Raw genomic sequence first — 23,029 nt, 5'->3', positions numbered from 1 at the left:
TCACGTGAAACAAGAAAATCCCTTGCTGGACATCAGCAACCTGCCGCTGTTCTCGCAAATCAAGCCGGAACATGTGACCCCAGCGTTGGATGTGGTACTTAACGATAACCGTGCCGGTTTGGTACAAACCTTGGCACAAACTATCGGTTTCACGTGGAACAATTTGGTTGTGCCCTTGAACGAAGCCAGTAACCGGTTGGAGCGGATGTGGTCGCCCGTCAGTCATTTGAACGCCGTGGCGAACAGCGAGGAATTGCGCAAGGAATACAATGCCAACCTGTCACGCCTCAGTGATTACCACACCGAAATGGGGCAGAACGCGCAGTTGTTTGAAGCAATTCAGGCGATTCGGGAAAACGATACCTCGCTGGATGCGGCACAGCAAAAAAGTCTGGATGACAGTTTACTGGGTTTCAAACTCTCCGGCGTGGCGTTGCCAGTGGAGCAAAAGGAACGTTACCGCGCTATCAGTCAGGAACTCTCGCAACTGAATTCACGCTTTTCTGACAATGTGCTGGATGCCACCAATGCTTGGACGAAGCAAATTCTGGATGTGAACGAACTCGCGGGTTTACCGGAATCGGCATTGGAAATGGCAGCGCAAACCGCCAAACAGCGCGATTTGGAAGGCTGGGTGATTACCCTGCAATTTCCCTCCTACTTCCCGGTGATGACGTATGCGGATAACCGCGAATTACGGGCGGAAGTTTATCGTGCGTATACCACTCGTGCGTCGGATTTGGGTGCGAATCCTGAATGGGATAACGCTCAGGTGATGCGCGATATTCTGCGTTTGCGTCACGAAGAAGCCACCCTGCTCGGCTATGCGAATTACGCCGAATTGTCGCTGGCAACCAAGATGGCGGAAAGTCCGCAACAGGTGTTGGATTTCCTCGAAGACCTTGCACACAAAGCCAAGCCGTTTGCTGAAGCCGAGTTTGCTGAGGTGCAGGCGTTTGCACGGGAACACTTGGGGCTGGATGAGGTGCAAGCGTGGGATGTGGGCTATGTCAGTGAAAAGATGAAACAAGCGCGGTTTGACTTCACCGACGAAGATTTGAAACCCTACTTCCCGGCTGATCGCGTGATTAGCGGTTTGTTTGCGTTGGTGAATAAACTCTACGGTGTGCGCATCGAACAGCAGACGGCGCACATTGATTTTTGGCATCCCGACGTGCGTTTCTATTTGGTGTATGACCGTACCGATACGGTGCAAGCGTGTTTCTATCTGGATTTGTACGCACGTCAGCACAAGCGTGGCGGGGCGTGGATGAGCGATTTCTGTGGGCGGTTCCGGCGTGCCGATGGTTTGCAAATTCCGGTGGCGTTCATGACTTGCAATAGCAGCGCACCCGTGGGCGACAAACCTGCGCTGTTTACCCACGATGAAGTGGTGACACTGTTCCACGAATTCGGTCACGGGTTGCATCACATGCTTACCCAAGTCGATTACCCCGACATTGCCGGAATCAATGGGGTGGAATGGGATGCGGTCGAGTTACCGAGCCAGTTCATGGAAAACTGGTGTTGGGAGCGCAGTGTGTTGGACATGATCGCGGCGCATTGGCAAACCGGTGAAACCTTGCCGGAAGCCTTGTTCCAGAAAATGCAGGCGGCGAGGCATTTCCAAACCGCGATGGGGACAGTGCGCCAACTGGAATTCTCCCTGTTCGATATGCGTTTGCACCTTGATCCGCAAGCGGCAGAACCCGGCAAGTTGGAAGCTATCCGTCAGGAAGTGTTGGCGCAAGTGGCAGTAATTAAACCCCCCGCGTTTAATCGGATGCCGAACAGTTTCACCCACGTATTTGCCGGTGGTTACGCGGCAGGCTATTACAGCTACAAATGGGCGGAAGTGTTGTCAGCGGATGCGTTTGCCCGCTTTGAAGAAGAAGGTTTGTTTGACGCAGGCGTGGGCGAAGCATTTTTGCGGGAAGTGCTGCAAGTCGGTGGTTCACGCAAAGCAATGGAATCGTTTGTTGCCTTCCGTGGGCGTAAACCTTCCGCCGATGCCCTGCTTCGCCACAGCGGTCTTACTGCATGAAGATTGCGACATGGAACGTCAATTCGCTGCGAGTACGCCTCCCGCATGTCTTGCAATGGCTGGAGGCTGCGCAACTGGATGTACTAGCGATTCAGGAAACCAAAACAGTCGATGAGCAGTTCCCGCTGGCAGAGCTTGAAGCCGCTGGTTACAACGCGGTATTCGCTGGGCAGAAAACCTATAACGGCGTGGCGATACTCAGCAAGTCGCCTGCTACGGAAGTTATTACCGACATCCCCGATTTAGACGACCCACAACGCCGCATCCTTGCCGCCACCATTGACGGGGTGCGGGTGGTAAATTTGTACGTGGTCAACGGCGCGGAAGTCGGTTCGGACAAATACGCTTACAAGCTCGATTGGCTGGCGAAAGTGACCGGGTGGTTACAGCAACAAGCCGCGTTGTATCCGTCATTAGTGGTGCTCGGCGATTTCAATATTGCCCCTGAAGACCGCGATGTGCATGACCCAGTGGCATGGGGGGAAGGTATCCTCTGCTCCCCTGCTGAACGTGGCGCGTTGCAGGCAATTCAGGCATTAGGTTTAAGCGATACCTTCCGCCAGTTTACCCAGCCGGACAAAAGTTTTAGCTGGTGGGATTACCGTGGCGGTGGTTTTCGGCGTAATCACGGGTTGCGGATTGATTTGATTCTTGCCAGCAAGCCGTTAGCAGATGCTTGCCAGTCGTGTGTGATTGACCGTGAACCACGCACGTGGGAAAAGCCGTCGGATCATACGCCGGTGGTGGCGGAGTTTTTCGTATGAAACCTTGGGTGTTTATCGTTGGGTTTGTGGTGGCCTTGGCGGCTGCATTAGGTTATTTTTTGATCAAGAAATCACCAGAAGATGTATCCGTGATCCACCACTTAACGCTGCAACAGCCCTGCGATTTGCACCTTGCTCCGTGTGTTGCAGCGGATAACGTTGGGCGTTCGGTGCGTTTTCAGTTTACACCTGCCGCTATTCCTTTGATGAAAGAATTGAAGGTGCAAGTCGATATAGACGGTATTCCTGCGTATCAAGCAGCGCAGGTGATTGTTGAAGGTACGAACATGTTCATGGGGTATCAACGTGCTGAATTGCGTACCGATACTGCATCTAGTTTGACTGGAACATTAGTGCTGCCAGTGTGTACCCTTGAAAAAATGGCATGGCAGGCAACACTCGATATAGAAACCCCGACTGGCAAAATACAGGCCATCTTTCCCTTTATCACGCAACGCTAGTGTCATTCCCCGCACGTATTTCCTGCTTTAGCTTGTCAACCTGTCAGGTTGAGCGACGTTAATCCTTTCACACTGCCCCGTCTGGCGCGATAACTGCCGAGTTTGTCGGTTAGTGATTGTTATCAGCGCGATAATATCATTCCATTAGTGTTGTGTCAGAACGCGGTATAAAGTCATGAATGGGCAAAATAATAATACGTCCGAAGATTTTCGGGCAATCGCTATGCATCGACAAGCAGGGGAACGGGGATCAGCCCCCATAACGTGCTGAGCAAGGAAAGCTTCCATGAATAATCAATGGTATTCACTGGGCGTGTTGCGTTTACTACTGTTAGTAATATTGAGTGTCTTCAACGCAACGGCTGTAGCAGGTGTTGCTGCTTATCAGCAACCCGAATCGAACGCATCACTGTGGCAAAAGGTTTCTGCATGGGCGCAACATCTACCGTTTAATACGGAAGCAACGCCCGGTTTTCGCTGGATTGAAACCCCAAGTCTACACAGTGAACCCCAACAACGCACTGTCGCTCCCGGTGGTATGTTCCGCCGTGCTGAAAAAGGTCCGCACATTGGTGTTAATGGCGTGGCTCCGGTGGCGGCTGCGTATCCTTCATCCATTGCTGAGCAAAATTTGGTATTGGATGTGTTGTTACCGCGTGAGTTGGTTTTGGCTGATGCGGAGATTGTTTGGCACATTCACGCACTGGAAAACGCAGTCGAACATCGCCTACACGGGCGTAAGCTCGGTTTAACGCTGCCCGACGGTAAATACCAGATTAGTTTGATGATTGGCACTTATGTTGAAAACAGCACAGTGGATGTTCATCATGGCAAATTAGCGGTGACTACCTTTAACCCGCGCATCGGGCGTTTGCAGGGGGAAAGTACCCTGTTAGCAGCGTGGGAAGTATTTGCGGTCAAGGCTGGTGTACCCACCCATAAAATCATGACGCGCGAACGGGTGAGCCAGTTCCAAGCCATTGTGCCGGAAGGTGAATACGATGTGTTCGCTACCATTGGTGATGCACGCCAATTAGCGCGGGTTCGCGTGGGTAACGGAACTAACGCTATTACCCGGATGGATATTCCTACCGGACGGGTGAATTTGTTGGCAACCCTCGATAACACCCCCGCCATGCGCCCAATGAGCTGGAAAGTGTTTCGTTTGGATGGCGGTACAGGGCGGCGCGAAGTGGCCTCCCCTGAGCGTCACAGTGCTTCGCTGGTGGTTCCACCGGGGCATTACGAAGCGGTGGCAATTTTAAACGGTAAGCAACGCAGTCGTGAGTTCACGGTGAGCAGCGGTACGTTTAACAGCATTGTTTTGGCGATGGATTAACGCTCAGCGAAAGAGCGCACTTAACAAACGCGCTCTTCGCTGGGGGGTAATTGCAGGAAAAAACCGTTAGTCGTAATCAGTCGACGGATTTCGGCAGTGTCGGCTTTAATCATCAGGGTACGGTCTACACTCGCATCAAATTCAAACGAGAATTCCGGCACGCCAAAAATATCCAGCAATGGTTGCGGAACCGCTTTGAAATTATCACGCTCCGCTAAAAATAAAAAAGAACCGGGTTTACGGCGACTGCGATAAACATAGCATTGCATCGTGGTTACTCTTGATTTTGCTGGTTACGCAGAATGAATACTTCACGCAGTTCATTAAGCTTGAACGTTTGACTTTTCACCCCACCCTCTTCGCGCTCTTCCACGGTAATCTCAGTGTTAGTCACGTTTTGCAGTTTACCTTCACGGCGTTTTCCGTCTTTTTGCACGATCCGCAAGTAACTACCGGTATTATCGCCCACTTTATCCAGTGGTAAGGCTTCAAATACCATGTGATACAAAGCTTTGGATGGTAATGCTTGCGCCTGAATCGTTGAGCTCGTGGTTTCCGGGGTTTGCGCAACAGGTGCTGCTGTTGACGGCGTGGACTGTACCGGTACGGTAGTATTATTTACGGGTGCGGCAGTTTGCGGTTGCGCAGGCGGCAAACTCAATGCGGTAGTGGTTAACGCATTAGATGCTGTTGCTGTGGCTGGTTTAACGCTGGGGGCTGGCGTATTAGCAGTAACTGCTACGGCTGCTGGTGGCGCACTAATGCCTAGGCCAAATCGCTGTGCTTGTTGCTGTAACTGGGTTGGTGCGCCGCCTAACCACGCACCAATTGCGAGTAAAAACCCGACAAAGCCCACCATGACCCAACCCGACACGCGATGCCATAGTGATGGCAGGGTGACGACGTTAAGCACGGGTATGAGTGCGAACACCCCGGTGACAGCGTGGCGTTGGAAGCCTTTAATCACCACGGCTAACCAGCCTGCCAAAAATAATAAAACCCCGACCAACAATGCACCCAGCAGTACGTATTCCATAATTTCCTCGTGTTGCCCGCGATTAATCTTCCAAGTAAGTATAACCGATTAAACCCGCTTCGATTTCGCGCAACAACATTTTTTGTCGGTCGCTGTCGCTCACGGCTGTCGCTAGTTTACGGCGGCATTGTGCCAGTAAATCCTTCGGCTCGAAATGCACGTAACGCAACAATTCATCAATGGTGTCGCCGCGCTCCGGTTCTGACAAGCGATAACTGCCATCATTGAGCAGTTCCACATTGATCGAATCGGTATCCCCGAACAAATTGTGTAAATCGCCCAGAATTTCCTGATACGCACCCACCATGAAAATTCCCAGCAAATACGGCTGGCCTTTTTGTAAGGAATGCAATGCTAGGGTGGTTTCCAGCCGCCCACTTTCCACGTAATTGGATACCGTACCGTCAGAATCGCATGTTAAATCTTGCAGCGTTACCCTACGATCAGGGCATTCCTGTAAGCGGTGCAACGGCATAATCGGGAAGATTTGCTCAATCGCCCAAGCATCCGGCATCGACTGGAACAGCGAGAAATTGCAGAAATACTTATCTGCCAATTTTTCCCGAAGGCTGACCTGAATTTCCGGCTCCAATGCGTCAAACAATTCCGCCTTGCGCAATAATTGGTAACAAATCGCGCGGTGGAACTCCTCTGCCCTCGCCCGCTGATTCAAATCAATCGAGCCGTGCGCGTACATCCCGTGTGCCTCGTCCAGCCAATACGCGGCATCGTGGTAAATTTCTGATGGCGGTAATTGCTTACGATTGTGATACAAACGATAGAGATTGTGCAAAATCATCGGGTCAGCATCATCCGGTTCACGCAGTACCGGTACGGCTTCCGGCTGTTCCGGGTCGGTATCAATCACGTTGGTAATCAACACCGCGTGGTGCGCACTTAAGCCGCGCCCGGATTCTGAGATGAAATCGGGGAATGGCAGTTCATATTCCTCGCATACATCCTGCACGCTGCGCACGATGGTATTGGCGTATTCCTGCAAGCTGTAATTGATCGAGCAATCATTGCGTGAACGCGAACCGTCATAATCCACGCCCAAACCACCGCCGACGTCGACCACGCGAATCCCCGCGCCTAAACGGTGCAATTCCGCGAAATAACGGCTGGCTTCACGCATTCCGCGCTGAATATCCTGAATATTGGCAATCTGCGAACCCATGTGAAAATGCAGCAATTGCAGGCAATCAAGTTTACCAGCCGTTTGCAAATGCTCGATCATGTGTAGGGCTTGCGCGGCGGAAAGCCCGAATTTGGATTTTTCTCCGCCGGTATTTTGCCATTTACCTTTACCGAGCGAATACAAGCGCACCCGAATCCCCAGCAGCGGTTCGATGCCAAGTTTGGCGGCTTCTTCCAGTGTTTCCGGCAATTCCGACGGTTTTTCAATCACAATGTAAATGCGATGTCCCATCTGTCGCCCAATCAGGGCTAGGCGCAAATATTCACGGTCTTTGTAACCGTTGCAGATAATCGTGCTACCTGCCGGGGCGGAGCCTAATACCGCCATGAGTTCGGGTTTACTACCGGCTTCCAAACCGACTTGTTCACCGCCGCCTTTGATGATTTCCTGTACCACACTACGTTGCTGATTCACCTTGATCGGGTAAATCGCGGTGTAATGGCTGTGCTGCCCGCAATCGGCAATCGCTTGGTTAAACGCCGCCTGCAAGCGTTGCACCCGATCGTGCAACACATTGACAAAGCGCACCAGCAATGGAAAACGCATCCCTTCTTCGTTGTGAACGCGCATTGCCAAGGCGTGCAAATCGACTTGCTGCGAAGGATTGCCGGGTACGCACATAGCAACATTGCCAGCGGTGTTAATGTCGAAATAACCATCGCCCCAATGCGCAATGCTGTACAAGCGGCGTGCGGTATCAAGATTCCAAAGCTTATCGGTCATGGTGTTCCTGCTCGTGTGGATGACACGGTGTCTCAAGGCGTGCAGGATACTAGCAAAGCGAATAACAGGCTATCTCAAGCCTAGGGCGACCGCAGATAAATTTACGTCGCTCTGACAAAATACCACACCGCTTGCCAATCTCATGGTTTCTGCGCTTACGCCCAGATTTCACGTATAATCGCGGCCTTGATGTAACGAACCGGACTTTGCCATGAAACGCCCTGAACTGCTCGCGCCTGCGGGAACGCTTAAATCCATGCGCCATGCGTTTGCCTACGGTGCGGATGCCGTGTATGCCGGACAACCGCGCTACAGTTTGCGGGTGCGCAATAACGAGTTCAAAAATGAAAATCTCGCGCAAGGCATTGCGGAAGCGCACGCTTTGGGTAAGCAGTTTTTCGTGGCGGTAAATATTTCCCCGCACAACAGTAAAATCAAAACGTTTTTAGCTGATCTTGAGCCGGTCATTGCGATGAATCCTGATGCCTTGATCATGGCTGACCCCGGTTTAATCATGCTAGTGCGCGAACGCTGGCCACACATGCCAGTGCATTTATCGGTGCAAGCCAATACGGTGAACTACGCGACGGTCAAATTCTGGCAGGCGTTGGGTTTAACCCGCGTGATTTTGTCGCGTGAATTATCGCTGGATGAAATTGCCGAAATTCGTCAGCAATGCCCCGACATGGAACTGGAAGTGTTCGTCCACGGTGCGTTGTGCATTGCGTATTCAGGGCGTTGTTTATTGTCCGGTTATTTCAACCATCGTGACCCGAATCAAGGCACTTGTACCAATGCGTGTCGCTGGGAATACAAAGCTTCCGAAGCGGTTGAAGCGGCAGAAGGCAAATTTGTGCCCAAAGAAGCTGTATTGTCGATGGATGCGTTTAATCAAGCGCAAAGCATGGGCAGTTGCGGCAATCAAGAACGCCACCCGCTCGCCGATAAGGTGTATTTCCTCGAAGAAACCAATCGCCCCGGTGAATTAATGCCTGTTATGGAAGATGAACACGGCACGTATATTATGAATTCCAAAGACTTGCGGGCGATTGAACACATCCAAAAGCTCACCGAAATCGGGGTGGATTGCCTCAAAATCGAAGGCCGTACCAAATCCCATTACTACGTGGCACGGACTGCGCAGGCTTACAAACAAGCGATTGATGATACCTTGGCGGGTCGTCCGTTTGATCCACGCTTGCTGGGCGTGTTGGAAAATCTGGCGAATCGGGGTTATACCGATGGTTTTTACGAGCGGCATCACACCCACGAATACCAAAATTATATGCAAGGTGCGTCAATGGGGCATCAGCAACAATTCGTTGCCGAAGCCATGCGCGTTGACCGTGAACAAGGTTGGGTAGAGCTGGACGTGAAAAACCGTTTCAGTGTTGGCGACCGTTTGGAATGGGTGCTACCGAGTGGCAATCGCGAAATCGTGCTGGAACACATGGAAAACCTCAACGGCGAAACCGTGAGCGTCGCCCCCGGCAGCGGTCACAAAATGCGAATTCCGCTCCCGGAAGGTATCAACGATGACATGATTTTAATCAGCCGTTTTCTTTAAGCGGCAATCACTACCCGCTGTTGCTGCACGCTGACTTGCGCTTTGCCGGACAGCAGTGCGGTAAACGCATCATTGACCAACGCGCCGCGCCAATCATCAGATAGGGTGGTGCGACCTTCTTCCAGCATCTTTTCTAGTTGCTGACGGGTGGCAATCATTTGTGCGGAAATGCCGTTTTCATTGGCAATCTGATTCAACACCGCCGTTAGCAAATCCGCAACCACACTCATGTTTTCATCCAGCTTACGGCGACGCGGCAGATTCGGCCATTCGCTCTTCGGCACTGCTTTACCCCGCGCAATACAGCCTAGCCATTCCGCCGCACCACGCTCGATTTGCTCATCACTTAAGCCACGAATATGGCGCAAACCTTCCGCGCTATCCGGCTGCATCCGTGCCATATCCAGCAGAATTTCGTCCGATAATAACCAGCGACGTGGTAAATCTTTCTGCAACGCCCGTTGTTCACGCCATGCCGCCAATTCACGCAATACCGCGAGTTGATGCGGTTTTAATACCTGTAAACCCCGGATGCGCTCCCAACACGTTTGCGGATCAATGTTGTAAGTATTGGCATCCGCCAGCTTCTGAAACGGTTTATCCAACCATTTCATCCGCCCTAATTGTTGCAGTTGTTCACGCAAGGCAAGGTAGACATCACGTAAATGACGCACATCATCAATCGCGTATTCCAGTTGGGCTTTGCTCAAGGGGCGGCGTGACCAATCGGTGCGCGATTGCGATTTATCCAAGGTAATGCCCAAAACGCCTTCCACCAAACGGGCGTAACCCATTTGATCACCCATGCCCAACACCGCTGCTGCAATTTGGGTATCAAACAACGGACTGGGCAATTCCCCTTGCCCCAAATGGTGGAAGATTTCCATATCCTGCCAAGCGGCGTGTAACACTTTCAGGCGTTTAGGGTCTTGTAGCCAAGTTAAAAACGGACGCAAATCCGTAATCGCTAATGGATCAATGCACGCCAACGTATCGGTACTGCCAATCTGAATCAGGCAAAGGCGCGGAAAATAGGTTTTTTCACGAATAAACTCGGTATCCAGCGTCACCCATTCGGCATTATCCAAACGGGTCATCAAATCATTGAGTTGTTGCGGGGTGCTGATGTATTCAAACATGGTGCGTCTGTCAGTAAAGAGTAGGAATGGTTATGCGACAGAGCATGGAGATTTATCGGCATTTATGCAAGTTTTGTGACGCAAGCCACACTCTAAGCGCAATTGCTGCAATGCAGCGTTAGCTAATTATTATATTATAAAAATCAACTACTTGTTGACGCATCAGAATTTTTTCTGCATATTGCGAAATATCAATTTGAAATCTCCTGACAATTGATCGTTTAACTTAAGACCGCTAGTAGAGGGTAGTCGCTGTAACAAATTGCTAGGTTTGTTACAGGTTATAGCGGGAAGCCCGGTTCAACAACCGGGCTTTTTTTTATCCAGATCAATGACATCAGCCACGCTTATTCCACACAAGCACTATCGGCAATTATTTTTGATAGCATGTAACCCTGTTGGAAAAGCGCGTATTCAGCTTGTGCGAATGCAGCGGCCTGTTGTTCTAATACGGCAGGCTTCACTTCCCGGCTGCAATCCAATTCGGTGTAACGGAATTCGTTATCCGCATACAACGGACTCAGGATTAACTCATCTTCTGTGCTGAAATGGCGGTAATGACGCGCTAACACCTGCGGCTTTTCATCGTTAACCCAATGCCACAATGGTTGCGCTTTTAACCCCGTTGCAGATGGCTGCTGCAATTGTGTCAACCAGCGCGTCGTATCGGTTGCCGCCGGAAAACGTAACCAATACGAATGTACCTCACCTTTGACCTCGGCATTCAACATCACCTGCGAACCGTAACGGACATATTCCAGATAACGGCTATCGCCATTGCCCCAGTTATCCGAGGGTGAAAATAACAAACGCTGATCCGCGTGCTGCAAGGCTTCATCCAAGCTTGCCAGCGTTACCGGCCCGTCTTGATTCGCGGTTAATATCTGGAAAATGTATTCAAACCAAATCGCCAACGGTGAACGTACTGTGGGTTTTTCCACACTGTTGTCAATGGGTTGCGCACTGAACGGTATCGCTGTGGTATTTTGCTCGTAACCGTCAAAGTAACTGAGTTCCCCAGCATTATCCAACAACAATGCCGCACCGGTCGCCGCATCGTGCCAAGGACGCGCCACCACCGTGCTATCAGTAAATACGCTGTAAATTTCCGCTGGTAAATCGGTAAAGGGTTTCTCTGGTTTTTGCTGATTATCGTGCCATGCTACCAACGCTGCGAGTTGCCCATCGGCGTGCAGGGCTTTCACTGGCGCAAACGTGGAACGCTGATCAGGGCGTTCCTCTTCCCAGTCCATGCTGCCGTTACTGGCGTGGAGATACCACGATAGCGGTTCCGCCGTGATGGTCTTGGCTTTATCCAACCATTTCAGGGTATCGCCTAAAGAACGCTCCTCATCATCCAAGTACCGCGCCCCGGCAGCTTGTAAATAAATGTATTTCAACACTGCTTGCGTTTCGGCATCATCCGGGGCTTTTTCACTGATGGCTTCCAGCTTTTCCACGGTTTCGCGCACATGCCGCCAATCACCACCTTCCGCGTTAACCAGCAAAAATAAATAACTTGCCATAAAACGCACATCAGACTGCTCGTCTAAATGCTTTAACGCTGCGGTGTGCAATGCCTCTGGAAATAATTCATCCTGATCAGAGTACTCTGCCATTAACGTTTCGTGCGCAATCCGAAAATAACGCGCTGGGTTATCCCACAGCGTATTCCAAAACGCCTGCGCCGCATCGGTTGAATTCAAAGCTACCAAGGTTTCTAAAATACGAGGTATTTGTTCCTCAGTCGCTTTAGCCAAACCCTCTTGCAGATCGCTCACAAATGGGTTCAACAATGCCTCATCCGCACTGTTACCCAAAAAAGTGCTGATACCGTAAGTATCGTTGTCGTCTTTATCAAAATACTGCGCCGCCAATGTTTTACGCAATTGTTGGGTCTGCGCCGGATCAAGCTTATCCACAGTAATGCTGTAATCGAAAATGGCTTGGCGTTGTGGGTGTGTTTCCGCATTTAACCGCGCTAATAACCATGCGAATATTTCAGGTTGTTGGGCGGCATCCAGCACTTGGGCAATACAAACCGTGTCTAAACTCGCACGTTTGTCGCGCTGATCACTCAGTTGCTCGTCGTCCTCTTTATCCAGTTCGGGGTTATACGGCTGCTGCAATTGCAAAAAACAAAGCTGCTGGTTCGCTGCTTGTTCAGCTGGAAGCATCACTGAACTATCGAGGTGCGGGCGGTCATTTTCAGCCGCCTGAATCAGTTCCCAATCATTGGCATTTTGCGGTTGACTACTAAGATACGCCAACAAAAACACCTGCCAAGTTGGGGCTGTTGCCTGATCATTGCCCATGTATTCCAACGCCAGTTGTTGACGCTGCGCTGCGGGCAAAGCCAAAAACTGTTCGGCAGCGGTAACACTTTGCGCATCTTGGCGTTGGAACGCGGATGCATCAAATGCCCAAGCTGTTTGACTCAGCAAGGTTAACGCGGTTATCAGCGAAAAGGCACGCAGCATGGTTCAATCCTTAGGAATTACAGGGGGTTTACTCGCTTGATAACGTTGCGAATAGGTTTTTGCCATTGCCGCACGCTCTTCACTGGGCGGGTGCGATGACAGGTATTTCAAGAAGGTTTCCGCGCGTTGACTGTCTTTGGCGGAAAGCGGGCTGTCTTGCAAGGCATCGGTGGTAATACGGTGCAAAGCATTACCAAAATGTACCGGATCAAGCCCCAAAATCGCCATACGTTCAAACGCATACACATCGGCTTCGCTCTCAAACTCGCGCGAATACTGGCTTTGTAACACGGTTGCAGGTAACGCCAGCGTCCATTCATCCACCGCCGAAGCATCACCCGCCAACATGACCAACGCCAATGTCACCGCCGACGATTGAATCACCTGACGCAAACTGTGACGATGCACCACATGCCCGATTTCATGCAGTAAGATCGAATCCAATTCAGCCGGTTTGGTAATAATTTCCGCCAAGCGATCCGTCACCACTACATCGCCGGAAGGCAACGCAAACGCATTAGCAACGTCCTCCATCTCACGAAAGTGCAGGGTGTAAGTAAAACCTTCGGGATTCAGCGGAACCAGTGTTTGCTGAAAATGCTCGCGTATCGCCTGCTGGCGTTCCGCAGGTAAACGACTAGGCTCTAGGACTAATTGATCGAGGGTTTTCAATGTGCCTTCCGCCAATGCCTGATTGACCGACGGGGGTAATTGATACGCAACGTACTTACTCGCCCAAGGCAATCCCCAAACAGCCACACTGACAACCACCAGCAAAGTCAGAACTACCGCTGAGGCAATCCAACGCCAACGGCTTTCTAGAGTATGCATCCATTGCACCCCGGCATCGTGATGCTCTGTCGCCTCCAGCCAAGCATCCACACCCGCGTTATCCACGGTTTCAAAAATCGACGCATCGGGCAGGGTAATTTTGCGTGGAATATTGCCGACACGCTGGCTCACTTGCAGGTTACTGGCCTCCCCGGTATGCAGCTCATCGCCCACTGACAGTCGGTAACTTTCACCCTCAAATTGCAGACTTGCCACTTGACGGGCGGAACTTTCCGGGGGATACCAATAGCCGTGCAACATTATAAGCCCACCTCAAATCCACCTTGCAAATCAAAGGCATCACCCATTTCATCACCCAAGGACGATTGCAGGTTTTGCTGTTGGGTCACGTATTGCCCCAAATCGCCTTCGACATGCGCTTGCGTGTGTTCGAGCATAAAACGGTGCAGACGCACTTTAACCCACGGTGTCGCCAATCCCATCGTCAACATGATTAACAACAAGTTAGTGGCGTACACTTTAAACAATCCCCATGTGGTTAAACTCGACCCCAAGGCAATCGCATTATCTAACGCGGTGTGGTTGAACACATAGTTGCGCATCTGGGTTTTCAGGTACGCATTGGTGAACACCCCAAACAAGATAATGATGAAATACAGTAGGAAAATAAATGGCAACATCACCATGATCAGCGTTGCTAACTGACTTTCATCGGCTCCACCGCCACTAAAAAAGTCAGAAATCCCCATGCCTGCACCAGCAATGACCAGCATCCCGATAATCCCGAATATCACCGACACCAACACACTGCCTAATACACTTACGCCCAACCATTTCAGGTAAATCACGTAAAACTGACCGGTCGTCACACTGGTAACAAACTTGCCTTGCCCGTATTGCGAATAATTAAGGTGATAGCGTTTCGCGAGGCTTTGCAGATACGGAATTATTAAATACGTTGCGATACCCGTCACGATCATCACATTGATGTAAACGGTACTGCTGTGAATGTCCGCAAGGTATAAACCCAACGTGACTAACGCCCCCAAAGCAATCGGGAACAGCGGAATCCATAAAAAATAACGGTAAGCATCGCCCAAACCGCCGTGGAACGAAAAGCGCACATTACGGTAGCTGCTCATTCGCGCCCCGAATTGCATACTGCGCCAAATTAACCAAGGTGCAGCAAGCATAATCAGTAGCAACAATCCAAACCCAATAATCGGGAACGTTTCTGACAACAGGGTATAAGCCACTAACAAACCAATCGCCACTGCGCGTCCGACTAAAATTTGCATTGGGGTAGCGTGATACTCAAAATTGGCTTCCGCTAACCAAGTATTACCGTAAAAGTAACGCCGATTTCTGACCGTAGCCCATGCGGAATAAATCCCCAATGTCAGAATGCTTAACAGGATATTGACGATCCAAATTTTAAAATATTCGTCGCCGGAACCTGTAAATCTAAAATGATTGGTATTCATGCTGTTATTCTTGAAAGGGGTAAAATATTTGCGCGCCGATAAGACTAGCACCGGATGGTCAAATCAACAAGCCAACAACCCAGCACAATCTCCACCATTTATCACATAATAAACGGAGGTTGACAGACAAGCTTCAACAGAGTTTACTTTAGACTATTCCCAGATAGACTGGGAAAAACTTTTGCAGTAAGGAGCTTACTGACATGTTCAAACCTGATTTTGATTTTCTGGTCTTCATTGGTCGTTTCCAGCCGTTTCATACGGGTCATCAAGCCGTGGTGGAAACCGCGTTGCAACGTGCCGAGCGCGTGATTGTGCTGGTCGGTTCGAGTTGCCAGCCGCGTACCTTGCGCAATCCTTGGACATTTGCCGAGCGTGAAGCGTTTATCCGCGCCACGTTTCCTGAGGCGGGCGAACGGTTGATTCTTGCGCCATTGCTGGATGATACCTACAACGAGCAAGGCTGGATCACCCGTGTGCAACAAACTGTGCATGGCATTACTTGCCGTTTCCCACCCAAAGTGGGCAGTGCCGCGCCGCGTGTCGGCCTGATTGGGCATAGCAAAGACCACAGTTCCTATTACCTGTCGATGTTTCCGCAATGGCAATCGGTCGCGGTGGAAAACGTGCGCGGGGTGTCGTCTACCCCTTTGCGTGAACAGTATTTCCAACGGGGTGCTGCGAATGGCGAGATGCCGCCAGCGGTGCAAACCTGGCTGGAAACCTTCCGCGAATCTGACACCTTTCAGCATATTGCCAGCGAGTGGGAATTCGTTAACCAATACCGCAAAGGTTGGGAAGCCGCGCCCTACGCACCAACGTTTGTTACCGTGGATGCGGTGGTGGTACAAGCCGGACACATCTTGCTGATCGAACGTAAAGCTCGCCCCGGCAAAGGGCAGTGGGCATTACCCGGCGGTTTCCTTGACCCGCACGAAAAGCTGTGCGATGCGGTAATCCGCGAATTGCGTGAAGAAACTCGCATCAAAGTGCCAGCACCCGTGTTGGCAGGGTCGATTGTGAAAGAGCAAGTGTTTGACGATCCGTACCGTTCGGCACGAGGGCGCACCATTACCCATGCGTTTCTGATTGAACTCAAACCGGATGCGCATGGTTTGCCGAAAGTGAAAGGCGGCGATGATGCGCAGCACGCTTTCTGGATGCCGTTGGGCGACCTTGATCCCGAACGCTTGTTTGAAGACCATTTCCAGATCATCAAAACGATGATTGGGTAATTATTCTCTCTCTCCACGCTGGATAGACCGGCGTTTAACTCAACACAGGAGGATTTCCTATGTTCACTAACTTGATTCTCAACACTGACAGCTACAAAGCCAGCCACTTTCTGCAGTACCCTGCGGGGACGCAAGTGGTGTCATCCTACATCGAATCGCGTGGCGGGCAGTTTCCGCAAACGCTGTTCTTTGGCTTGCAGGCGTTCATCAAGGAATACCTGCTTAAACCTGTTACCACGGCGGATATTGATGAGGCAGAGGCGTTGTTTGCGGCGCACGGTGTGCCGTTTTTCCGCCAAGGTTGGGAACAGATTGTGCAGCAACACGGCGGTTTTTTGCCGATTGAAATCCAAGCGTTGCCCGAAGGCATGATTGTTCCTACCGGCAATGCCTTGGTGCAAATCCGCAATACTGACCCGCAAGCGTTTTGGCTGACTTCGTATTTGGAAACGGCGTTGCTGCGGGCGGTGTGGTATCCCACCACCGTTGCCACGCTGTCATGGCAGGTGAAGCAAAGCATTCGCCAATCCCTCGAAACGACTTGCGACAATCCGGCGAATGAATTGCCGTTCAAGTTGCATGACTTCGGCGCACGCGGGGTGTCTTCGCACGAATCCGCAGCCCTCGGCGGTATGGCGCACTTGGTCAATTTCATGGGTGGCGATACGGTCGTGGCATTGCTGGCGGCGCGTAAATATTACGGCGCAGACATGGCAGGCTTTTCGATCCCGGCGGCAGAACATTCCACCATTACCGCATGGGGACGCGAAGGCGAAGCGGATGCTTACGCCAATATGCTGCAACAATTCGGGCAAGCAGGAAAATTGCTCGCGGTCGTCTCCGATTCCTACGACATCTACCACGCCGTTTCCGATATTTGGGGCAAGCAATTGCGGGCGCAGGTCGAAAGCAGCGGCGCAACCGTGGTGATCCGCCCCGATTCCGGTGTGCCGGAAGACATCGTGCCGGAAGTGCTGGAACGTTTGTATGCGGAATTCGGTGGTCGCGTAAACAGCAAGGGCTACAAAGTGTTGAGCGATTGCGTGCGCGTGATTCAGGGCGATGGGGTGGATGTGGATTCCATCGGCGTGATTCTGCAACGCATCCAGCAAGCGGGTTTTTCCACCGAGAATGTCGCGTTTGGTATGGGCGGTGGGCTGTTGCAGAAGGTCAACCGCGATACCTTGCGCTTTGCGATGAAGGCTTCCGCGATGCAAATCAATGGCGCATGGCGCGATGTGTATAAACAGCCCATTACCGATTCGGGCAAAAACTCCAAACGCGGACGACTGGCGGTGATCCGGGATGCGGGCGTGATCAAAACGATTCGTGAGGATGCGCTGTCGTGGGAAAGTAATTTGTTGCGCCCTGTGTTCCGTAATGGCGAGTTGTTGGTGGATGATAGTTTTGAAACCGTGCGTGCCCGTTCCAACGGTCAGCTATAAAAGGAGGTTCATCATGTTAGGTGCAATTGCAGGCGACATTATCGGTTCGGTATTTGAAGCGCGGAACTGGAACGACAAAACACCCCATAAGAGCAAAGAGTTTCCCTTGTTCGACCCTCAGTGCAGGTTCACGGATGACAGCACACTCACGATCGCATTGGCTGATGCAATCTTGCACCAGCGCGATTACGCCACAGTCATGCGCGAGTACTATCAGCGTTACCCCAAGGCCGGGTTTGGGAAATCGTTTCGTGTGTGGGCAGCCACACCCGATGCCCCCGCTTACAACAGTTGGGGTAATGGCTCGGCAATGCGCATCAGCCCGGTTGCGTATGCCTTTGATTCGTTGGAAGCGGTATTGGTGAATGCACGCCGTTACAGCGAACCGACCCATAATCACCCAGAAGGTATCAAGGGTGCGCAAGCCGTGGCGAGTGTGATTTATCTGGCGCGAAAAGAGGCAGACAAAGCCGAGTTAAAACGTTTCGTGGAAGGTGAATTCGGCTACGACTTGTCGCGCACTTTGGATGAGATCCGCCCGAATTACGTTTTCAATGAATCCTGCCAACAAACCGTACCGGAAGCGATCACCGCTTTTCTGGAGGCCAGTGATTTCGAGGACACTATCCGCAACGCGATTTCCATTGGCGGTGACAGTGATACCTTGGCGTGTATCGCGGGCAGCATGGCAGAAGCGTTTTACGGTGGCGTGCCAGAACACATTGCGACACCGTGCTTGGCATTACTGGATGAGCCATTGCGCAATGTTACTGAGGCATTCCGGGCAACTTATAGGGAATAACCACTGATGAAACATACTCATACTCTCAAAAACTACCAAGGCAGCCCGGAACAATTAGCCTAGGAAATCGGTGATTTGTTTTACGATTCACTCGCGGATTTATTGCACCTACTGAGTGAGAAGCTCCAGCGGGATGCGAATGCCGACCTTGCGCGGCAACGCTTCAAACTGGGCGGGCATTTGAAGGAATGCAGCCTGCATTTGGAACGCGCTTCCCACGAGATTCAACAGGCATGGCAGATTTGCGAACCGCACGTGCCACTGGAATACCAGCGTGTAACGTCACAAAATGCGCCAGCCAGTCAGCAATAGCAGACTAATCTAATGGGGTATAGCCGCTATCTTGAGTAAGCACTACTATGGTGCATATGTTTATACGGAGATAGCGGCTAATGCCTCAGTTTCTAAAAAATTATCTGGCGAAGATGCGTGGTGGGGGCAATAAGTCACCACACGCCGTAAATTGGCGCAACGCCTTGTGTTCGTGGTTGGGCGCATTCATTGGTCTGGCATTATTGGGCTGGTTAAGTACCAGTAGCAGCTTGACCGAACATGACCACTTGATCCTCATCGGCCCATTTGGAGCAACTGCGGTGTTGCTATACGGTTCGCCTGCCGCACCTTTTGCACAGCCGCGTTATGTATTGGGTGGACATTTTATCTCGGCGGTTGTCGGGGTAACGGTGTATTTGCTACTGCCCGAACCGTTGTGGTTGGCATCAGCCTTGGCAGTGTCGATTGCAACGGTATTGATGTATTTGACGCATACCACTCATCCACCCGGCGGGGCAACTGCGTTGATTGCGATCATTGGCAGTGACAGCATCCATGCACAAGGTTACTGGTACGTGCTAAACCCGGTGATGCTGGGGATCGTGTTATTGCTGTTGGTGGCACTGGTGGTGAATAATCTTTCGCCGCTGCGTAAATATCCGAATTACTGGTGGTAAAGTATTTCTGCTAAAGTAGTGGGAATGGTTTTACCGATGGAGTGCGACAATGCTGGACTTAACCCACTTACGACTAGACGATGTACAAGGTGTCGGCACAATCGAGCTGAATCTCGATCCGGGCAAGCAGGCTTACGTCTTCATCGGCGCAAATGGCGTGGGGAAAACCAAACTGCTCGAATCTCTATTTAATAAAATTAAAAGACAACATGCGAAAAGTCTTCTGGATATTTTTGATTCAGATAAAATTCAAATCATATTTCCACGTTATGAACTAATAACCACCAATGATCGAGGTCATTTTGCTAAAGGTTCAAAAAAACAAGATGAGTTAAGAACTTGGATTATAGAAAGTGCCAGTCTATCCAGCGTATTTCAAAGATCGAAAAACAATCGTGAACGCCAATTAAAAACACTTCTAAAGTGTTTAAATGATATTGACCCAAGCTATGATAGAAATTTCCTTGAAGTAGATGAAAAAGGACACATATTCCTTCTGATTAATCAGAAAGAGAAAGAACTATCCGAACTTAGCACAGGATTTGTATCTATCTTCAAAATTCTGACAGAAATAATTTCAAGATATGGACAAGAACTCAACGATATTGAAATACAGAATGTTGAGGGTGTTTTTCTAATCGACGAAATCGAGAGTCACCTCCATTTGGAATGGCAGGTTAAGATCATTCCAACACTCAAAAAGCTGTTCCCCAACACTACATTCTTCATTGCTACGCATTCCCCGTTGGTATTGAGCCAGCTTGAAGACGGTGAAGCCTATGAACTACGGCGGGATGAGGATGATATTGTGCGTACCCATAAGATCAAAAATCCGGGTAATACCGCGATGATTGATTTACTCAAAACGGCATTCAATATTGATCTTAACCGCCTTGCATTAGATAGACCTATCAGCGCAACACAACAGAAAGCTAGAACAGCTTTATTAGAACGCATGAAAAGCAGAAGGGTCGCGCAATGATAGTCAAACGCTTTTTGCTGGATAGCAACTTTTTGATTTATGCACTACCATTCAAGAAAATTGAGCTTACGTCTGAATCAACAGCAGAAGAAATAAAATTAGCCGATTTACAGGAAGAAAGTAGCCAAAAATTAAGTGATCTGATTAAGAATCAAGCCGTGCTCACTATCACGCCAGTTATTCAATATGAGTTGTTATGTGATGCTAAAAGCACTGATGAGAGACGTAAACTTGAAGAAGATCTTGTTGATTTAGGTTGCACCATGATTCAAGTCAACCAAGAAATTGCTGAACTTGCTGCAAAAATCTTTCGCACAGAACGTGATAACCAAGCTCCCGATAAGAAGAAACACAAATTCGATATTTTGCATCTAGCAACGGCAAAATATGAAAAACTAGAATTAATTACTTGTGATCAGAAACTATTAAAGCTGAAAAAACGGCATTTGCAGGAGGAAAATTCATGAAATACCTCCTAATCGCCATTATCCGCTTTTACCAACTCGCCATCAGTCCGATGCTAGGCAGTAATTGCCGCTTTTACCCCACCTGTTCGCATTACGCGAAACAAGCGATTGAGCAACACGGTGCGCTCAAAGGCAGTTGGCTTGCAGTGCAGCGGATTGGGCGGTGTAATCCTTGGCACGAGGGCGGAGTCGATTTAGTTCCCGAACCACATCGCGCTAATTGCCAGTGCAAAACGCATGATGACAAACCGTGATACGACTATTTCACAGTAGTGAGCGCAACGTTGTCCACAATCCTTGAAACGCTGTGTCTGATAAAAATCGCGAATCACTCAAACGGTTATTACACAATAGATCAGGGTATTTTTCCTGTAAGCGCATCCATTCAGCCTGAGCGCGGGAATAGTGTCCCAGATGGTAGTAACTAACGCACCGCGCTACTTCCCCCCAATACCCAAACTGTTGAATGTGTTCCGCGTGCGCTAACGCTTCCAGGTAATCGCCGCGATTAAAAGCGTATAAAAACGGTAAAACATGATACCAATCGGGTTTGTTACAAGGCACAAGCATCAGTTGCTTTATAATCGCGATGCCCTCCTCCCAATCACCTAACATGCATAAACCAATGCCATGCAAATATTCACCGGATAAATCGAACGGGTTCGCTTGTCGTGCCACATCCAATTCTGCACGGCACAATGCATAATCACCGCGCATGTAACTGTTGTGCGCAAACACCGAATGCGCTTCCGCATTACCGACATCAAGCTTCATCGCCAATCGTGCAGCCTGCGTCCACACCTGATCGCGGTCTTCGATTAAACGGTATTGCAACACCCCATCAAACGCACACAACCGCGCAAATACCACCAACGCCTTGCTATCGTGAGGAAAACATTTCAACCGCTGCCGACACACTTGCAATACTTGGGTAAAGGTTTCGACGCTCATGGCCTGCAAAAAATTCAAATAAGCCACCAACACCCGGTGATGCCCCGGCACACTGGTTACAGTATTGTTCCAATGTTGCGCCCAATGTTGCAGCATTAACCCACAATGCAATGACACCGTATTCGCAGTTACTTGACGATACATCGCCTGTAAGGTTTCAGCGCAAGGGGCGGAGGGTAACGCGACCGTGTTGCGCCATACCGTTTCATCCGTTGGGGTATGCGCTAACGAAAAACACAACTCCAACGCCTCGCTACCCGCGTTCACATCGCAGGTCAGCAAATAATCAGCGCGGTAAATATCCCACACATCGCGTAACCGTTGCCCACTGATCGGGTGTCCGGTATCCATCGACGCAGACGATACCAGCCGGATATTCCGAAAGCGGCTCAAAATCAGCAATAAATCGCCACGTACCTTGTAAAGCAACGGGTACGCATCACTGTGATCACCGTGTACCATCTGAAAATGTACAAACAAGCGCGGCCCTTCACTGACGCGCGGTTGCGCTTCGTCACTGAGGTAAACTGCCTGTTGTGATTGCGACTCGCACGCTTGAAACTCCACCTGATACGAACCTTTTGGCATCCGAATCATTACCGTATTTAAATGCCCTACATCGCTGTAGTAATCATCCAATAACTTGCGTAAACGCCCCGCTTCAATACGCACGATAGGATTATAAATAGGGGAAAAATCAGCCGTCTTACCCAATGCGTTGACCGCAATGGTGTATTGATTTAACTGCTCACCACGTCCTGCCAGACTTTCCTGAACCACGTAATGCAGAAATTTTTTAATGAGTTTCCTAGCGCGAAATCCCGGACTCGCGATAATGCGCTGTAATTCAGCCATCACCTGTTGTGTATCTATAGCCATTGCTAACGACTACCCGACTGCGTTACTCTCCTACGCAAGTTTGCGGAGAGGGCTCTGTGAGTAAAAAGCATTTTGTTATCCCGTGTTCTTGTGTTTTTTCTAAAAAAACCACCAAAAATAAGTGGCGGCATTTTTATATCAGAAAATACAATACTAGGGAAATGATTATTTTTTTCTTTATTAATCAGTTTGTTATATGCGTACCATTCAAGACGCTTTTTTGTTACGGTAACAAAAAATATTGTAACCTCGCACCTAAAAACACGAATTCTCTGAATTTCGACACGAATA

General features: G+C 50.1%; 21 protein-coding genes. 13 read left to right on the top strand and 8 right to left on the bottom strand.

Translation table 11 applies throughout. The features are described 5' to 3' along the window. The first annotated feature begins 4 nt into the window (after positions 1-4). The 4 genes from J9260_RS16335 to J9260_RS16320 all read left to right on the top strand — a co-directional run bounded on the left by J9260_RS16335 (position 5) and on the right by J9260_RS16320 (position 4,608). Positions 5-2,044: a M3 family metallopeptidase gene (locus tag J9260_RS16335; RefSeq protein WP_210218774.1), complete on the top strand. Its 2,040-nt coding sequence runs from the start codon at positions 5-7 to the stop codon at positions 2,042-2,044. Continuing rightward, on the top strand, positions 2,041-2,808 hold the full coding sequence (gene xth / locus J9260_RS16330; protein WP_210218773.1) for an exodeoxyribonuclease III: 768 nt from the start codon (positions 2,041-2,043) through the stop codon (positions 2,806-2,808). The genes J9260_RS16335 and xth overlap by 4 nt, the downstream gene beginning before the upstream one ends. Further along, positions 2,805-3,269, top strand: coding sequence for a hypothetical protein (locus J9260_RS16325; RefSeq protein ID WP_210218772.1), 465 nt, complete (start codon positions 2,805-2,807; stop codon positions 3,267-3,269). The genes xth and J9260_RS16325 overlap by 4 nt, the downstream gene beginning before the upstream one ends. 286 nt (positions 3,270-3,555) lie before the next feature. Beyond that, positions 3,556-4,608 (top strand): hypothetical protein, encoded by a 1,053-nt coding sequence (locus tag J9260_RS16320; protein WP_210218771.1) that lies wholly within the window; start codon positions 3,556-3,558, stop codon positions 4,606-4,608. Between the two features lie 20 nt (positions 4,609-4,628). Here J9260_RS16320 and J9260_RS16315 read toward each other — a convergent pair whose 3' ends face one another. Genes J9260_RS16315 through speA form a run of 3 tightly spaced genes read right to left on the bottom strand, consistent with a single transcriptional unit; the run spans position 4,629 to position 7,565 of the window. After that, positions 4,629-4,877 (bottom strand): YcgL domain-containing protein, encoded by a 249-nt coding sequence (locus J9260_RS16315; protein WP_210218770.1) that lies wholly within the window; start codon positions 4,875-4,877, stop codon positions 4,629-4,631. A 5-nt stretch (positions 4,878-4,882) separates the two neighbouring features. Further along, positions 4,883-5,644 carry a RodZ family helix-turn-helix domain-containing protein gene (locus J9260_RS16310; protein ID WP_210218769.1) on the bottom strand — a complete coding sequence of 254 codons (762 nt, stop codon included), beginning with the start codon at positions 5,642-5,644 and terminating at the stop codon, positions 4,883-4,885. Positions 5,645-5,666: 22 nt separating this feature from the next. After that, positions 5,667-7,565, bottom strand: coding sequence for a biosynthetic arginine decarboxylase (gene speA, locus J9260_RS16305; protein ID WP_210218768.1), 1,899 nt, complete (start codon positions 7,563-7,565; stop codon positions 5,667-5,669). Positions 7,566-7,776: 211 nt separating this feature from the next. Between speA and trhP the strand changes: the two genes are divergently transcribed. Further along, on the top strand, positions 7,777-9,132 hold the full coding sequence (gene trhP / locus J9260_RS16300) for a prephenate-dependent tRNA uridine(34) hydroxylase TrhP (RefSeq protein ID WP_210218767.1): 1,356 nt from the start codon (positions 7,777-7,779) through the stop codon (positions 9,130-9,132). Here trhP and rnd read toward each other — a convergent pair. From rnd to J9260_RS16280, 4 genes are all read right to left on the bottom strand, one after another. Continuing rightward, a complete protein-coding gene (rnd, locus tag J9260_RS16295) occupies positions 9,129-10,271 on the bottom strand; it encodes a ribonuclease D (protein ID WP_210218766.1) in 1,143 nt (380 codons plus the stop codon). The two genes, trhP and rnd, sit on opposite strands and share 4 nt — an antisense overlap. Positions 10,272-10,618: 347 nt before the next feature. Then, entirely contained in the window at positions 10,619-12,751 is a 2,133-nt protein-coding gene (locus J9260_RS16290) for a hypothetical protein (protein WP_210218765.1), read from the bottom strand. Between the two features lie 3 nt (positions 12,752-12,754). Beyond that, positions 12,755-13,843 (bottom strand): M48 family metallopeptidase, encoded by a 1,089-nt coding sequence (locus J9260_RS16285; protein WP_210218764.1) that lies wholly within the window; start codon positions 13,841-13,843, stop codon positions 12,755-12,757. Continuing rightward, positions 13,843-15,027 carry a YjgN family protein gene (locus J9260_RS16280; protein WP_210218763.1) on the bottom strand — a complete coding sequence of 395 codons (1,185 nt, stop codon included), beginning with the start codon at positions 15,025-15,027 and terminating at the stop codon, positions 13,843-13,845. The genes J9260_RS16285 and J9260_RS16280 overlap by 1 nt, the downstream gene beginning before the upstream one ends. Before the next feature lie 203 nt (positions 15,028-15,230). Here J9260_RS16280 and J9260_RS16275 point away from each other — a divergent pair, with 203 nt between their 5' ends. The 8 genes from J9260_RS16275 to yidD all read left to right on the top strand — a co-directional run bounded on the left by J9260_RS16275 (position 15,231) and on the right by yidD (position 21,162). Beyond that, positions 15,231-16,262 (top strand): bifunctional nicotinamide-nucleotide adenylyltransferase/Nudix hydroxylase, encoded by a 1,032-nt coding sequence (locus J9260_RS16275; protein WP_210218762.1) that lies wholly within the window; start codon positions 15,231-15,233, stop codon positions 16,260-16,262. Positions 16,263-16,321: 59 nt separating this feature from the next. After that, the gene (locus J9260_RS16270; protein ID WP_210218761.1) at positions 16,322-17,707 is read left to right on the top strand and encodes a nicotinate phosphoribosyltransferase; all 1,386 of its coding nucleotides are present in this window, start codon (positions 16,322-16,324) and stop codon (positions 17,705-17,707) included. A 13-nt stretch (positions 17,708-17,720) separates the two neighbouring features. Beyond that, positions 17,721-18,509, top strand: coding sequence for an ADP-ribosylglycohydrolase family protein (locus J9260_RS16265; RefSeq protein WP_210218760.1), 789 nt, complete (start codon positions 17,721-17,723; stop codon positions 18,507-18,509). A 75-nt stretch (positions 18,510-18,584) separates the two neighbouring features. Then, positions 18,585-18,821: a hypothetical protein gene (locus tag J9260_RS16260; protein WP_210218759.1), complete on the top strand. Its 237-nt coding sequence runs from the start codon at positions 18,585-18,587 to the stop codon at positions 18,819-18,821. 80 nt (positions 18,822-18,901) lie between these two features. After that, positions 18,902-19,459 (top strand): HPP family protein, encoded by a 558-nt coding sequence (locus tag J9260_RS16255; RefSeq protein WP_210218758.1) that lies wholly within the window; start codon positions 18,902-18,904, stop codon positions 19,457-19,459. Positions 19,460-19,508: 49 nt separating this feature from the next. After that, positions 19,509-20,441 (top strand): AAA family ATPase, encoded by a 933-nt coding sequence (locus J9260_RS16250; RefSeq protein ID WP_210218757.1) that lies wholly within the window; start codon positions 19,509-19,511, stop codon positions 20,439-20,441. Then, positions 20,438-20,908 (top strand): type II toxin-antitoxin system VapC family toxin, encoded by a 471-nt coding sequence (locus tag J9260_RS16245; protein WP_210218756.1) that lies wholly within the window; start codon positions 20,438-20,440, stop codon positions 20,906-20,908. The genes J9260_RS16250 and J9260_RS16245 overlap by 4 nt, the downstream gene beginning before the upstream one ends. Continuing rightward, positions 20,905-21,162 carry a membrane protein insertion efficiency factor YidD gene (gene yidD / locus J9260_RS16240; RefSeq protein WP_210218755.1) on the top strand — a complete coding sequence of 86 codons (258 nt, stop codon included), beginning with the start codon at positions 20,905-20,907 and terminating at the stop codon, positions 21,160-21,162. The genes J9260_RS16245 and yidD overlap by 4 nt, the downstream gene beginning before the upstream one ends. A gap of 10 nt (positions 21,163-21,172) precedes the next feature. Here the strand turns inward: yidD and J9260_RS16235 are convergent, their stop codons facing one another. Then, positions 21,173-22,738: a tetratricopeptide repeat protein gene (locus tag J9260_RS16235; protein WP_210218754.1), complete on the bottom strand. Its 1,566-nt coding sequence runs from the start codon at positions 22,736-22,738 to the stop codon at positions 21,173-21,175. Between the last annotated feature and the right edge of the window lie 291 nt (positions 22,739-23,029).

It is taken from the genome of Thiothrix unzii, assembly GCF_017901175.1.
Classification (GTDB): domain Bacteria; phylum Pseudomonadota; class Gammaproteobacteria; order Thiotrichales; family Thiotrichaceae; genus Thiothrix; species Thiothrix unzii.
The sequence above is the reverse complement of the archived record's forward strand: the minus strand, read 5'-3'. Positions and strand labels throughout refer to the sequence as shown.